Raw genomic sequence first — 13,642 nt, 5'->3', positions numbered from 1 at the left:
GCCGAACTGCCAAGCCGCTTCACCCCCCGCCGCAGCTCTGCTACAGGCGCGGCCATGCTTAACTTGAACGGTATCACCGTGCGCCTGGGCGGCCGCACCATCCTCGACCGCGCCAGCGCTGCGCTGCCGCCGCGCAGCAGGGTCGGCCTCATCGGCCGCAACGGCGCCGGCAAGTCGACCCTGATGAAGGTGATGATCGGCCAGCTCGATCCGGACGAGGGCAGCTGCGACATGCCGCGCGACACCCGCCTCGGCTATATCGCGCAGGAAGCCCCCTCGGGCACCGCGACCCCGTTCGACACCGTGCTCGCCGCCGACAAGGAACGAGCCGAACTGATGGCGGAGGCGGAGCATACCGAAGATCCCGATCGGCTCGGCCATATCTATGAGCGGCTGACCACGATCGACGCCTATACCGCGCCCGCGCGCGCCGCCCGCATCCTCGTCGGCCTCGGTTTCGACGAGGAAATGCAGGGCCGTCCGCTCGACAGCTATTCGGGTGGCTGGAAGATGCGCGTTGCCTTGGCGGCGCTGCTCTTCTCCAACCCGGATCTGCTGCTGCTCGACGAACCGTCGAACCATCTCGATCTCGAAGCGACCTTGTGGCTGGAGAATTTCCTCAAGGCCTATCGCGGCACCGTGGTCATCATCAGCCATGAGCGCGACCTGCTCAACAATGTGGTCGACTTCATCCTTCATCTGGAGGGTGGCAAGGTCACCCTCTATCCCGGCGGCTATGACGCGTTCGAGCGTCAGCGCGCCGAGCGGCTGGCCCAGCAGGAAGCGGCGCGCGCCAAGCAGCAGGCCGAGCGCGAGAAGCTGCAGGATTATGTCGCCCGCAACTCCGCCCGCGCCTCGACCGCCAAGCAGGCCCAGTCGCGCGCCAAGGCGCTGGCCAAGATGCAGCCCATTGCCGCCGCGATCGAAGACCCCAGCCTGCATTTCGGTTTCCCCAGCCCCGCCGAACTGCGCCCGCCGCTCATCACCATGGACATGGCCTCGGTCGGCTATGACGACACGCCGATCCTGCGCCGCGTCAATCTGCGCATCGATCCCGATGATCGCCTCGCGCTGCTCGGCCGCAACGGCAACGGCAAGACCACGCTGGCCCGCCTGATCGCGGCGCAGCTGGCACCGATGGAAGGCGCGATGACCACATCGGCCAAGATGAATGTCGGCTATTTCACCCAATATCAGGTGGAGGAACTGGACGTCACCGACACGCCGCTGGAGCATATGACCCGCGTCATGAAGGGCGCGACGCCCGGTGCGGTGCGTGCCCAGCTTGGCCGTTTCGGTTTTTCGGGCGAGCGCGCGACGCAGAAGGTCGGCTCCATGTCGGGTGGCGAGCGCGCGCGTCTGGCGCTGGCGCTCATCACCCGCGATGCGCCGCATCTGCTGATCCTCGACGAACCGACCAACCATCTGGACGTCGACAGCCGCGAGGCGCTGGTGCAGGCGCTCAACGAATATTCGGGCGCCGTCGTCATCGTCAGCCATGATCGCCACATGATCGAACTGGTCGCCGACCGGCTGGTGCTGGTCGACAATGGCACGGCCCAGCCGTTCGACGGCAGCCTGGACGATTATACCGACATCATCCTGCGCAAGGCAGACGGCAATCCGTCGGGCGGTGACGCGCCCAAGGTCGACCGCAAGGCGGACAAGAAGGCCGCCGCCGAATGGCGCGAGAAGCAGAAAACGCTCAAGAACGCAGTCAACAAGGCCGAGCGCGAGATGACGACGCTGATTGCCGAGCGCAAGCGCATCGACGCCGTGCTGTCCGATCCCAAGAGCGCAACCGGGGCCGAGGCGAAGATGACCACCAGCGAACTGATGGTGAAGCGCGCATCGGTCGAGAAGAAGCTGGAGGCGGCCGAAGAGGTCTGGATGGAAGCCGGCGCGGCGCTCGAGGCGGGCTGATTCTTCGGCTTTAGACCCCGATTCACGCCATCGGTGAAAGCGCGGAGCGCGTTCACCTCAGACGATCAGGGGCTAGAAGGTGAGCGGTGGCGCGCCCGCTTCGTGGGAGCGGGTGCGGATCACGATCTGCCAGGCCGCGATGAACAGGGCGGCGATCACCGGTCCGATGACGATGCCGTTGAAGCCGAACAGTTGCAGCCCGCCCAACGTCGTGATCAGCACCACATAGTCGGGGATGCGGGTGTCGCGGCCGACCAGGATCGGGCGCAGCAGATTGTCGACCATGCCGATCACGAACATGCCGCAGAAGATCAGGATCAGCCCCTTCCAGATCGCGCCGGTCGCCAGCAGGTAGATCGCCACCGGCGCCCAGATGAGGCCGGTGCCGACGGCCGGCAGCAGCGAGAAGAAGCCCATCATCACGCCCCACAGCAGCGCGCCGGAAATGCCCAGTGCGCCAAACACCAGTCCGCCGATCAGCCCCTGCAATATGGCGACGACGATGCTGCCCTTGATGGTGGCGCGGATGACGATGACGAATTGCCGCATCAGCGCGCGGCGATGCAGCACCCGCAGTGGCGCGGCGCGGTCCAGCTTGCGCGCCAGGTCCAGCCCGTCGCGCAGCAGGAAGAAGGTGAGATAGAGCATCACCGTCAGCGCGATGATGAAGCTGAAGGCGCTCTGGCCGATCAGGAAGGCCTGGGCCGCGACGGTGCGGAAACTGGCGGTCAGGCCGTCGGTCAGCAGCCGCTGGACCGCCGCGAAATTCGATATGCCCAGCCGCCGCAGGCCGATCGACGCCCAGTCGGGCAACGCTGCCTGGAACTGCGCGAACATGTGGGGAATGTTGATCTTCCCCACATTGATCTGGCCGTAGAGCGCGGTCGCTTCCTGTACCAGCGCGATCGACAGGATGATGGCCGGCACGATCACGATCGCAATGATCAGCAACAGCGTCAGCAGGGCTGCACTGTTGCGATGGCCGGGGATCAGCTTGAGCAGTCCCTGGTTCACCGGAATGAACAGGATGGCGACGATCACGCCCCAGAGGATCGCCCCGAAGAAGGGCTCGACCACCAGCGCGAAGGCGATGGAAACCAGCACCACCAGGGCGACGAACACCCCATCCTCAATCTGCGTTCGGCGATGCCGGCTCTGTCTTTCCATGTCCGCTTCTTGGCAGAAACCGTTACGTTAATCCATGCATCGCATGGTCTTATTGCGTCTTGGCGTCAAAGCTGAAGGTCACCATCACTTTGGGATCAAGACCGGTGCTGCTGTCGCCATTGCCCACGCCAAAGGGCAGGCGGGCGACGCTGGCCGATCCGCTGACCTTGCGGCTTGTGCCGCTGCCCGACAGGGTGAAGCGGATCGCCTGCGGCTTGGCCACGCCCTTCAGCGTCAGCGTGCCATGGGCGCGATAGGCGTTGATGCCGCTCTTCTCCGCACCCTTGGCCACGAAGGTCGCGGTCGGGTGGGCGGCGCTGCCGAAGAATTCGTCGCCCGGCAGCATGCCGTCCTTGTAGGCGTCGCCGACGCTGGCCGATGCCATGTCGATCGTCACCTTGATGTCGGCGCTTTCGGGATGTTCGGGGTCCATCACGATCTTCGCGGTCCATTTCGAGAAACTGCCGCTGATCGTCTCGCCGCTGTTGCCGACGGCAAAGCCGATCTTACCGCCGGGTTGCACGGCCCATGCGGGCGGCGGGCCGGCAGGTTCTTCGGTGACGGCGGCGGTTTCGTTCGCAGCCGGGGCGGCGGCATTGTCGCTCGCATTGCTGGCGGCTTCGACGGCATTGTCTTCGGCAGGCGCCTCTTCCGCTTCGACGGCGTTGGCGGCGGGGGCTTGCGGTGCGGCCGGCGCAGAACCCGGCAGGATCGCCCGGCCCAGCAGGAAGCCGACGAGGATCAGCGCAGGCAGGCCGATCAGCAACGCGGTCGAGCGGCCCGGCACCATCCGCCAGATCAGCCCGTCGCGCATCAGCACATGGTGGCGCAGAGCACCCGCGACATGAAGCGCGACCAGCGCGATGCCGATCCAGGCGAGCAGGCTGTGACCGCCTTCGGCCAGGCCATGGCTTGCCATTGGCAGCGGCAAATGGGGCAGGGGAATGACGCCGAAGAACAGCGTCGGCACCTTGACCTTGGCGGTCGAAACCAGCGCCCAGCCGGTCAGCGGCGCGCCCAGCATGAAGGCATAGAGGCCGACATGGACGCCGGAAGCGAGCGCGCCCTGCCAGCCGCCCTCCAGCTTGGCCGGGCGCGGCTTCCACCAGCGCACGGCGATGCGCAGCAGGGTCAGCAGCAGCACGGTGATGCCGATCGACTTATGCAACTGGAACAGCGCAAAGCCGCGCGCGCCCAAACTGCCCAGCGCCCAGCCGACGGCAATCTGGAAGGCGAGCAGGGCGGCGATCGCCCAATGCAAGGTGATGGCGGCCAGGCTGTAACGCTGCGGCATATGGACTACCCCGAAAATGACCCTGTTGGATTGGGCGCGAAATTATGTCGCGGAGGTAATGAAGTCCATCGTCGCAGCCGGAAACGATCCGTTGCCGGGTGGTTCAGCGCAGGTCGATCGGTGCCGCCTCCGCGTCGGGGAGGCTGGCGCCCATTGCCTTGGCCAAAGTGGGCGCGATCGCGCGCATGTCGATCAGGCCCAGATCCTTGCCCGGCTTCACCCCCGGTCCCATCGCCATGAAGGTGGCGCGCAGATTGGCCGGTCCGGGGAAATAGCCGTGCATCCCCTTGACCGGCGTCGACGCGACCAGCGGCGCATTGGCGCCCCGGAAGATGTCGGTGACGAAGCCGGGCTTGAGGTTGATCGTGAAGCTGGCCTGCGGATTGCCGCCGAGCTTCGCCATCGCCGCCCGGTCGACGATGCGGTCGATGCCGTTGGCGGGGTTGGCGGCCAGTTTGTCGAGAAGCGCCTTCACCTTGTCGGCCAGCATCTGGTCATCGGGCCGGGCCAGCATGATCGCGGCCGACCCGCCGCCGATCCAGGGCATGGCCTGCCAGGAGGCGACCTTGCCGTCCGCGCCCAGAGTGATGAGGCCGGCGTCGATGAAGGGGCGAAACAGGTTGAGGCCGCTATGCGTCGCCTCGAACCCGTGGTCGCTGACCAGCGCGATCAGCGCATCGGGATGGGCCTTGCGTTCGGCCGCAATCAGGTCGCCGACGATCGCGTCGATCTTTTCCAGCACGGCCTTGGCGGCCGGCGTATCCGGGCCGCTGCCATGCTGCTCATGGTCGAGCGCGGTGAGGTAGACGGTCAGGAAGTCGGGCTGGTGCGCGGCGATCAGGGCGGTGGCGAACCGGCCCCTGTTCTGGTCGCCGGACAGGCTCTCGTCGATCCCCATGGCATAGGGCTGGCCGACTGCCCGCTCCAGCTCCGCCTTCAAGCCCGGCGTCGCCAGCGCGTCCAGCAACTGCGCGTCGTCAGCATGGCCGGTGCGCCAGATTTGCGGCAGGTTCCAGCGGACGCCCCTCGCGGCGACGCTGACCGGCCAGTGGACATTGCCGGTGGACAGCCCGGCTTTTGCCGCCGCATCCCACAGCATCGGCACCTTCACATCCTGCGCATACCAATACCAGCCGCCCTGGTTGATCTGCATCGGATCGAAGCTGTTGTTGCTGACGATGCCATGCTTGCCCGGCGACACGCCGGTCATCAGCGTGGTGTGGCTGGGATAGGTCAGCGTCGGCAACACGCCGGTGACGCCCGATGCATGGGCGCCATCGGTCAGGAACCGGCGCAGATTGGGCAGGGCAAGGCCGCGCTTGTCCGCCTCCAGCACGTCGCCGGGGCGCAGCCCGTCGATCGAGATCAGCAGCACCGGCTCGGCCAGCGCCGGGAGCGGCGTGATGGCGAGCAGGGCGGAGGCAAGCAGCGCGGCCTTGTTCATCTTAGAAACCCGCCTTGAGGGTGACGAAGAATTGCTGCGGCGCGCCGATCAGCAGCGTCTGCGCGTCGCCGCTATTGCCAAAGCCGCCCGATCCGATCGTGCTGATATATTTCTTGTCGAACAGGTTGCTGGCGTTGAGCTGCACTTCGATCTGGTCGGTGATGCGATAGCCGATCGAGGCGTCCACGATCACCCGGCCATCGACCGACGCATCGTTGGTGTAGCTGTAATAGCGCTTCGACATATAGTTGGCGCCGATCCGGCCGAACAGCGGCCCCTGGTCATAATTGAGCTCGCCGCGCAGCAGATGCTTGGGGCTGTCGACCACGGTCTTGCCCTTGATCGCCGCGACCAGCGTGCCGTCCGAGCTGTTGAGCACATCGTCGCGATAGGTGGCGTCGGTGTAGCTGTAGCTGGCATAGAGGCCGAAGCCCTGACCCAGGGTCAGGTTACCCGCCGCCTCGATGCCGACGGCGCGGACATTGCCGACATTCTGCAACGCGGAGGCGAGGCCCAGGATCGGGCTGCCCACCTGCACCGCCAGCAGGCGGTTGCGGAAATTGACCAGATAGGCGCCCAGCGTGCCGTTGAAGCGCGAACTATTGTAGCGCAGGCCCAGTTCGTACGTGTCCGAGCTTTCCGGCTTCAGGTCGTCGCGGATCTGGTCGAAGCCGGCCTGGTTGGTGGAGAAGGGGCCGGTGGTGGTGGCGCTGGCGAAGGCCTTGGTCACCTGGGTGAAGCCACCGAAGATTTCCGCCTCGGGGCTCAGTTCGACGGCGAAGCCGGCATGGGGCTGGAACCAGTCCTCGGCCTTGATCTTGCCCTCGGGGAAGCTGCTCGACACGACCGCCTCGGCCTCGTTGGTGACCTTGAAGCCCTTCCAGCCCAGGTTGATCGTCAGCATGCCGAGGTCGATCTTGTCGCGGACATAATATTGGATCGTGTCGGTGGTGAAATCGAATTCCCACTGGGTCGCGAACGGGTTCTTGGGATAGTCGCGGAAGGAGAGGCCGGCTTCGGTGCGGCTCTTGAACGCATAGAAGCGGCGGGCCTGGTTGAACTTGTTATTCTCGTACCAGGCGCCGGCTTCCAGCGTCTGGATGCCGATCGTCGCATCGACGCTGCCGAACGCGCCGATCCGGTCCATGTCATATTCGGTGGTGCGGATCGACAGCGGCGAACCGCCGGTGGGGCTGGGGACCGAGGGCGTCGCCCACAGGCCCATGCCGCTGTTGTTGTGGTAATAGCCCTTGATCTTGAAATTGGCATGATCGCCCAGCGGAGTGCTGTAGCCGATCGCGCCCAGCCAGTCCTCGCGCAGGCCGGCGGCGTCATAATAGGCGTCCCACACCGACGTCACATTGTCGGGATAGACGGTGCCGGCAGCGGCGTTGCTGACCGGTGCGCCGGTTTCGCCGCGATTATTGCCGATGTCGGCATAGAGAACCGCCTTGGCATAGTCGGGCGAGGTATTGTCCCATTTCCAGCCCAGGCGGTTGATCATGTCCATCGACATGTCCTGATAATCCTGTTCGCGGCGGTCCGAATAGCTCAGCCAGCCATCCAGCTTGCCGTCGCCGACCGGGACCACGACCTTGGCATTGACCATATGCTGGTCCTGTGTGCCCTGGCCCTTCCACTTGTCGGTCGAGCCATAGGCGTAGGAGACATAGCCGCGGATACCGTCCGCACTGCCCATGTTCAGCCGGGCAAAGGCGCGCCAGGTCTCGTCGCTGCCATAGGTGAGGTTGCCCTGCGCGCCCAGCGCATCGGCGGGGTCCATCGAGAAGGTCTCGACCGTGCCGCCCAGATTGCCGGTCGACTGGGTGCCGAGCGAGCCGGAGCCCTGCGACACGCGGACGGTGCCGATATTCTCGCTGCTGATGGCGCGGGTGATGTGCAGGCCATTATGATTGCCATAGCTCATGTCGCCCAGCGGAATGCCGTCGAAGGTGAAGCCGAGCTGGTTCTGGTTGAAGCTGCGGATGCTGACGCGCTGCGACCATTCATAGCTGCCGAACGGATCGGACGACTGGAAATTGACGCTGGGCAGCTTCTCGATAGCTTTGAGCGCATTGGTGCCGGGCGTCAGGGTGACGAGGTCGCGGGTGGTGATTTCCTGGACCTGGCGGGTTTCGCCCCGGCCAAAGACGATGATGCCGGCGCTGTCTGCATCGGCCGCGGCATCGGCCGCGGGCGCCATGTCCTGGGCAAAGGCGGGTGCGGCGATGCAGGCGGTCGAAGCGAGCAGCAGGCTGAGTGCGTGGCGCATGGTGAAATCCCCCAATCGGATGTGATTGGCGGGCGCTCTAGGCTGGACATGTTGCACTGCAATGTGACTATCGCGACGCTGCGGCGTCACTTTCGTGACAATATCGTTATGATTTTGTCTGTGTCATAAAGGTCGCAGTCGCGGCATTTTCGCCGCGAACATTGCATCGCAAGATCGCTGGGCTAAGAGCGAAAAAAACAATTTCAAGGAAAGCAGGACATGGCCAAACCCGAATCCTGGCGGTTCAGTCCCGACGCATATCGCTTCATCACGAGCATTGATACGCGTTTCCAGGATCTCGATACCATGGGCCACATCAACAATGTGGCCATTTCCGGTATCTTTGAAACGGCCCGTATCCGCTTTCATCACCATATGGGCCGCCACCCGCAGGAACAGGGCGTGCGCTGGCTGGTGGCCAATGTGAACCTCAACTTCATCGAGGAATCGCATTTCCCCTATCCGTTCGAGGTCCATTGCGCGATCGGTCATATCGGCCGCACCAGCTGGACGATCAGCTCGGCCGGCTTCCAGAAGGGCGTGTGCGTCGCCACGTGCGACACCACGGTCGTCACCCATGGCGCCGAAGGCCGACGCTCGATCGACGACACGCTGCGCGAAGCGATGGAACTCAACTTCATCCGCAAGCCGGCGGAATAAATATCGGCGCGCCGTCAGGCGAAGCCGTGCATCCGGCGGGACCATTGGAAGGCCAGCACCGCCCCCTTGGCGGGCTGGATCATCGCCAGCGCCAATATCGCCGCCAGCGTCGGCCATAGCACTGCCTGCCAGCCCATTGGGATGGCCAGCGCGGCATTGACCTCGATCATCAGCGGCACCAGCAGATGGCCGAGCAGCAGGATGACGATATAGGCCGGGAAATCATCGGCCCGATGTCCATCCCAGCGCTGACCGCAATGGCTGCACGCCGACACCGGTTTCAGGAAGCGCGCGAACAGCCTGCCCTCGCCACAGGCCGGGCAGCGGCTGCGCAGTCCCAGCAGCAAGGCCGGTTTGAACGGACGCGGTTCGCTGGTCGGGGCAGGGGGCTGGTCGGACATGATCCCTGTCTAGGCCAGCTTTGCCCCACCGGGCAATCATGCCGCCGCCTGCATCGCTCTTTCGTACGCGCCAAAGCCTGTTAAGAGGACGCCATGCGCCTGCCTGGTCCCACCGAAGCCTTTGCCCTGTTCGACGATGCGCGCGTCCAGGGGGCAGCGCCCGCGCGGCTGTATCGCGATCCGGTGTCGGTCATCGCGGCCTGGCGGATGGAGGAGGTGCAGCCCGCGCTCGACCGCATTGCCGAAGCGCGCGAGGCCGGTCTGCATGCCGCCGGCTATATCAGCTATGAAGCCGGGCTGGCGCTGGAGGATCGGCTGGCGCCGATCGCGCACCGCCCGCCCAAGGGCGGGCCGCAGGCCATGCCCTTGCTCTGGTTCGGCCTGTTCGAAGGCTGCCGCTTCATCCCGGCCGATGGTGTCGCGGACCTGCTGCCCGATCCTGCGGCGGTCAGCGTCGATGCGCCCTGGCCGCTCGTCAGCGAAGCCGATTATCGCGCGCAGTTCGACCAGGTGCAGGAACTGATCCGCGCCGGCGACATCTATCAGGTCAATCTGACCTTCCCGTGCGAATTGCGCTTTGCCGGCGATCCGATGGCGCTCTATGCAGCGCTGCGCCCGCGCGCGCAGGCCGGCTATGGCGGCGTCATCAACATCGGCGGGCATCAGATATTGTCCTTCTCGCCCGAACTTTTCTTCACCCAGGTGCGCGGGCAACTCACCGCGCGGCCGATGAAGGGCACCGCCGTGCGCGATCATGATCCGGACCGGGATGCCGCCCTGGCGACCGATCTGGCGCGCGATGCCAAGCAGCGCGCGGAAAATCTGATGATCGTCGACCTGCTGCGCAACGATCTGTCACGGGTGGCGCGGGCCGGATCGGTCATAGTCCCCGACCTGTTCAAGGTCGAAACCTATCCGACCGTCCACCAGATGGTCTCCACCATTCGCGGCCGCGTGCTGCCGGGGCTGGCGCCGGTCGACGTGCTGCGCGTGCTTTTTCCCTGCGGATCGATCACCGGCGCGCCCAAGGTGCGGGCGATGGAGATCATCGACATGGTCGAGCCTTTTGCGCGCGGCGTCTACACTGGCGCCATGGGCTGGATGGATCCGGCGGGGGACGCGGCTTTCAATGTTGCCATTCGCACCATTTGCGTCGAAGAAGGAAGCGGTATCGGTCGCCTGGGCCTGGGTTCCGGCATCGTTGCGGATTCGGATGCGTCGGCCGAATGGGCGGAATGCCTGGCCAAGGGGCGCTTCCTGTCGCTGGGATGAAAGATGATTGCAGTGGGGCGTGAATAGGTTCGATGTCGGTGGCTGACGGACGATATGATCTGCTCGAGACCATGGCCTTCGATCCGCATGAGGGCGTGCGTCTGCTGGAACTGCATCTGGGCCGGCTGAAGGACAGCGCGCAGGCGCTGGGCTTCGCCTTCGACCGCCACAGCGTGCGCAACGAGCTTCAGGCCGCCACTTTCCGCCTGCGCGAACTCAGCCGCGTGCGGCTGCTGGTATCGCGCCAGGGTTCTGTGTCGATCGAGGTGCGCGAACATCGCACCTGGCCCAAGGCGATCATGCAGGTGAAGGTCGTGCCCCGGCTCGCCGCCGCCACGGATCCGCGGCTGGAGCACAAGACCACCGACCGTTCCCTCTATCGTGACGCGCTGCAGCGCGGCGGCACCTATGAGGTGCTGATGACCGATGAACAGGGCTATCTGACCGAAGGCTGCTTCTCCTCCATCTTCGTGGAGCGGGGCGACAAGCTGGTGACGCCGCCGGCCTCGCGCGGGCTGCTGCGCGGAATCCTGCGCCAGAGCCTGCTCGACATGGGCGAGGCGGTGGAGGGCGACTTGCGCATCCATGATCTGGAGCGCGGCTTCTTCATCGGCAATGCGTCGCGCGGGATGGTCGCGGCCTCGCTCGTCCGATAGTTTTCCTAGGACGGTGACAAGCCAATAACCGGCAACTGGCGGTTGCTCCGGCGTCCTTTGCGCACTAAGGACCGCCGCGTCTGCCTGTGCGGCGGACAAGGAGATCATAGTATTTTTTGTCGCGATGCCGTCGAACGCGGACGCTTTTGTCCGTCTGGGCATCGCTCTGGAGAAAGATCATTGCCATGAGCCAGACTTCCGCAGCCCTCGGTCGCATCCAGCCCTCCGCCACCCTGGCGATGAGCGCGCGCGTGAATGCCCTTAAAGCCGAAGGTGTGGACGTTATTGGTCTTTCGGCCGGCGAACCCGATTTCGACACCCCCGATTTCGTGAAAGAGGCGGGGATCGAGGCCATTCGCAAGAATCTGACCCGCTACACCGATGTCGACGGCACCGCCGACGTCAAGGAAGCCGTCGCCTTCAAGTTCAAGCGCGACAATGGTCTGATCTACAAGCGCAGCCAGATCAGCGTGAACTCGGGCGGCAAGCACACCCTGTTCAACGCGCTGGTCGCGACCGTCGACGTGGGCGATGAAGTCATCATCCCGGCGCCCTATTGGGTCAGCTATCCCGACATCGTGAACTTTGCCGGCGGCACGCCCGTGTTCATCGAAGGGCCGGCCAGCCAGGGCTACAAGATCACCCCGGCCCAGCTCGACGCCGCGATCACCCCGCGCACCAAGTGGGTGATGCTCAACTCGCCCTCCAACCCGTCGGGCGCGGCCTATTCGGCGACCGAACTCAAGGCGCTGGGCGAGGTGCTGCTGCGTCACCCGCATGTGCTGGTGATGACCGACGACATGTATGAGCATGTCTGGTACGCGCCGACCCCCTTCGCCACCATCGCCCAGGTCTGCCCGGACCTCTATGACCGCACCCTGACGGTCAATGGCTGCTCCAAGGCCTTCTCCATGACCGGCTGGCGCATCGGTTTCGCCGGTGGCCCGGAATGGATCATCAAGGCGATGGGCAAGCTGCAGTCGCAGTCGACCAGCAATCCCTGCTCGATCAGCCAGGCCGCGGCCGTGGCCGCGCTGACCGGGCCGCAGGATTTCCTCGAAGAACGCAATGCCGCCTTCAAGAAGCGCCGCGACATGGTCGTCGCCATGCTGAACGACGCGCCGGGCCTCGACTGCCCGACGCCTGAAGGCGCCTTCTATGTCTATCCCGACGCCAGCGGCGTGATCGGCAAGGTGACGCCCAAGGGTCAAGTCATCGACAGCGACGAAGCGCTGATCGGCTATTTCCTCGACGAAGCGAAGGTCGCGGCCGTCCATGGCGCCGCCTTCGGCCTCTCGCCGGCCTTCCGCATCAGCTATGCGACCTCGGAAGAGGTGCTCAAGACCGCCTGCGTGCGCATCCAGGAAGCCTGCGCAGCGCTGAAATAAGCGCCGGCCGATGATTATCGGCCTGCAATAAGCTCTTGAAAATCCGGTCGCGATACTGTCTATCGCGGCCGGATTTTTCCATTGTCTCAAAAAATGAAACGGTCTTTTTCGCACTGCAGCGTCTTGTGATTGACGCCGCAGGCGCTATATGCCCGTTGCGTAAAGAAACTTATGTGCGGTGGCATTTCGTCGCTCCGCTCCTGTTCTTGGTCGAAAGCCGCTGTCCGGCGCGATCATGTTCAGACAGGGGCAAGGCGCAATGTCCTACCGGGCGACGATCGCGAAGATATCGCGACAGAAAGGCTTGGCCATGTTGGCGTTTTTGAAATCCGAACTGTTCTTCCGCTTCCTGGGTGGCTTTGCCATCGGGGCGGTCGCGATGTTCGCGCTTCAGCCCAATAATGAGCCGCCTGCGTTGACCTCGACCGCGATCGCGTCGACCGCGACCCCTGTCGGCAGTGCGGCGCTCTAAGGGCCTCTTCCTACCAGCTCTTGCGGCGCTCGCCGCCGCGTCTTCCCCATTGCATGCCGAACCTGTCGTCCCCGCGCCGATCCCGGCGCTGGATGCGCAGTCGAGCCGATCGCTGGAAACCGCGATCTTTGCGGGCGGCTGCTATTGGGGCGTCGAGGGCGTCTTTTCCCATGTGAAGGGCGTCAAGCTCGCGGTGGCCGGATTCGCTGGCGGTCCGCGTGATCGCAAGGTCGATTATGACATGGTCAGCGGCGGCGATACCGGTTTCGCCGAGTCGGTCCGGGTCACCTATGATCCGAAGATCGTCAGCTATGGCACGCTGCTGCGCATCTTCTTCTCGGTCATCACCGATCCTACCACGCTCAATTATCAGCGGCCCGACAGCGGCACCCAATATCGCAGCGCACTCTTCCCGCTCAATGCCGAGCAGGACCGGGCGGCGCGCGCCTATCTGGCGCAGTTGCAGAAAGCCGGGCTGTGGCGTGACCCGATCGTAACCAAGGTTGAACCCTTCACCGGCTTCCAGGATGCCGGGGCCGATCATCAGGACTTCATGGCCCGCTATCCCTATCATCCCTATATCCAGCGCTGGGACATGCCCAAGCTCAAGGCGTTCCGCGCCATGTATCCCACGCTCTACCGCGCGGTTCCGGCCGCCTGATCGTGCTGACGCTGGCCGATGGCGACGTGGCA

General features: G+C 64.7%; 12 protein-coding genes. 7 read left to right on the top strand and 5 right to left on the bottom strand.

All coding sequences use genetic code 11. From position 1 onward, the window contains the following. Positions 1–54 precede the first annotated feature (54 nt). Complete coding sequence (locus N6H05_RS24695; protein ID WP_284112126.1) at positions 55–1,923, top strand: ABC-F family ATP-binding cassette domain-containing protein; 1,869 nt, start codon at positions 55–57, stop codon at positions 1,921–1,923. 72 nt (positions 1,924–1,995) lie between these two features. On the opposite strand, the gene N6H05_RS24690 is transcribed toward N6H05_RS24695, so the two are convergent. The 4 genes from N6H05_RS24690 to N6H05_RS24675 all read right to left on the bottom strand — a co-directional run bounded on the left by N6H05_RS24690 (position 1,996) and on the right by N6H05_RS24675 (position 8,100). Then, positions 1,996–3,090, bottom strand: coding sequence for an AI-2E family transporter (locus N6H05_RS24690; RefSeq protein ID WP_284112125.1), 1,095 nt, complete (start codon positions 3,088–3,090; stop codon positions 1,996–1,998). A 49-nt stretch (positions 3,091–3,139) separates the two neighbouring features. After that, positions 3,140–4,384 carry a YceI family protein gene (locus tag N6H05_RS24685; protein WP_284112124.1) on the bottom strand — a complete coding sequence of 415 codons (1,245 nt, stop codon included), beginning with the start codon at positions 4,382–4,384 and terminating at the stop codon, positions 3,140–3,142. Between the two features lie 103 nt (positions 4,385–4,487). Then, positions 4,488–5,828 (bottom strand): alkaline phosphatase family protein, encoded by a 1,341-nt coding sequence (locus N6H05_RS24680; RefSeq protein WP_284112123.1) that lies wholly within the window; start codon positions 5,826–5,828, stop codon positions 4,488–4,490. Position 5,829: 1 nt separating this feature from the next. Further along, positions 5,830–8,100, bottom strand: coding sequence for a TonB-dependent receptor (locus N6H05_RS24675; RefSeq protein ID WP_284112122.1), 2,271 nt, complete (start codon positions 8,098–8,100; stop codon positions 5,830–5,832). A gap of 219 nt (positions 8,101–8,319) precedes the next feature. On the opposite strand from N6H05_RS24675, the gene N6H05_RS24670 reads away from it, so the two are divergent. Next, on the top strand, positions 8,320–8,760 hold the full coding sequence (locus N6H05_RS24670; RefSeq protein WP_004210293.1) for an acyl-CoA thioesterase: 441 nt from the start codon (positions 8,320–8,322) through the stop codon (positions 8,758–8,760). Positions 8,761–8,774: 14 nt separating this feature from the next. On the opposite strand, the gene N6H05_RS24665 is transcribed toward N6H05_RS24670, so the two are convergent. Next, positions 8,775–9,161 (bottom strand): DUF983 domain-containing protein, encoded by a 387-nt coding sequence (locus N6H05_RS24665; protein ID WP_284112120.1) that lies wholly within the window; start codon positions 9,159–9,161, stop codon positions 8,775–8,777. Between the two features lie 93 nt (positions 9,162–9,254). Here N6H05_RS24665 and pabB point away from each other — a divergent pair, with 93 nt between their 5' ends. From pabB to msrA, 5 genes are all read left to right on the top strand, one after another. Beyond that, complete coding sequence (gene pabB / locus N6H05_RS24660; RefSeq protein WP_284112119.1) at positions 9,255–10,433, top strand: aminodeoxychorismate synthase component I; 1,179 nt, start codon at positions 9,255–9,257, stop codon at positions 10,431–10,433. 32 nt (positions 10,434–10,465) lie between these two features. Next, entirely contained in the window at positions 10,466–11,089 is a 624-nt protein-coding gene (locus tag N6H05_RS24655) for an aminotransferase class IV (protein WP_004210299.1), read from the top strand. Between the two features lie 185 nt (positions 11,090–11,274). Then, on the top strand, positions 11,275–12,477 hold the full coding sequence (locus N6H05_RS24650) for a pyridoxal phosphate-dependent aminotransferase (RefSeq protein WP_284112118.1): 1,203 nt from the start codon (positions 11,275–11,277) through the stop codon (positions 12,475–12,477). 310 nt (positions 12,478–12,787) lie between these two features. After that, entirely contained in the window at positions 12,788–12,949 is a 162-nt protein-coding gene (locus tag N6H05_RS24645) for a hypothetical protein (protein WP_170319005.1), read from the top strand. Further along, entirely contained in the window at positions 12,936–13,610 is a 675-nt protein-coding gene (gene msrA / locus N6H05_RS24640; protein WP_284112117.1) for a peptide-methionine (S)-S-oxide reductase MsrA, read from the top strand. The genes N6H05_RS24645 and msrA overlap by 14 nt, the downstream gene beginning before the upstream one ends. The last annotated feature ends 32 nt before the right edge of the window (positions 13,611–13,642 follow it).

The organism is Sphingobium sp. WTD-1, from assembly GCF_030128825.1.
Classification (GTDB): domain Bacteria; phylum Pseudomonadota; class Alphaproteobacteria; order Sphingomonadales; family Sphingomonadaceae; genus Sphingobium.
The sequence above is the reverse complement of the archived record's forward strand: the minus strand, read 5'-3'. Positions and strand labels throughout refer to the sequence as shown.

Bases quoted from the DNA above. Each gene is read 5' to 3' on its own strand.
- N6H05_RS24695 (WP_284112126.1), top strand. From the start codon at position 55: ATGCTTAACTTGAACGGTATCACCGTGCGCCTGGGCGGCCGCACCATC.
- N6H05_RS24690 (WP_284112125.1), bottom strand. From the start codon at position 3,090: ATGGAAAGACAGAGCCGGCATCGCCGAACGCAGATTGAGGATGGGGTG.
- N6H05_RS24685 (WP_284112124.1), bottom strand. From the start codon at position 4,384: ATGCCGCAGCGTTACAGCCTGGCCGCCATCACCTTGCATTGGGCGATC.
- N6H05_RS24680 (WP_284112123.1), bottom strand. From the start codon at position 5,828: ATGAACAAGGCCGCGCTGCTTGCCTCCGCCCTGCTCGCCATCACGCCG.
- N6H05_RS24675 (WP_284112122.1), bottom strand. From the start codon at position 8,100: ATGCGCCACGCACTCAGCCTGCTGCTCGCTTCGACCGCCTGCATCGCC.
- N6H05_RS24670 (WP_004210293.1), top strand. From the start codon at position 8,320: ATGGCCAAACCCGAATCCTGGCGGTTCAGTCCCGACGCATATCGCTTC.
- N6H05_RS24665 (WP_284112120.1), bottom strand. From the start codon at position 9,161: ATGTCCGACCAGCCCCCTGCCCCGACCAGCGAACCGCGTCCGTTCAAA.
- pabB (WP_284112119.1), top strand. From the start codon at position 9,255: ATGCGCCTGCCTGGTCCCACCGAAGCCTTTGCCCTGTTCGACGATGCG.
- N6H05_RS24655 (WP_004210299.1), top strand. From the start codon at position 10,466: ATGTCGGTGGCTGACGGACGATATGATCTGCTCGAGACCATGGCCTTC.
- N6H05_RS24650 (WP_284112118.1), top strand. From the start codon at position 11,275: ATGAGCCAGACTTCCGCAGCCCTCGGTCGCATCCAGCCCTCCGCCACC.
- N6H05_RS24645 (WP_170319005.1), top strand. From the start codon at position 12,788: ATGTTGGCGTTTTTGAAATCCGAACTGTTCTTCCGCTTCCTGGGTGGC.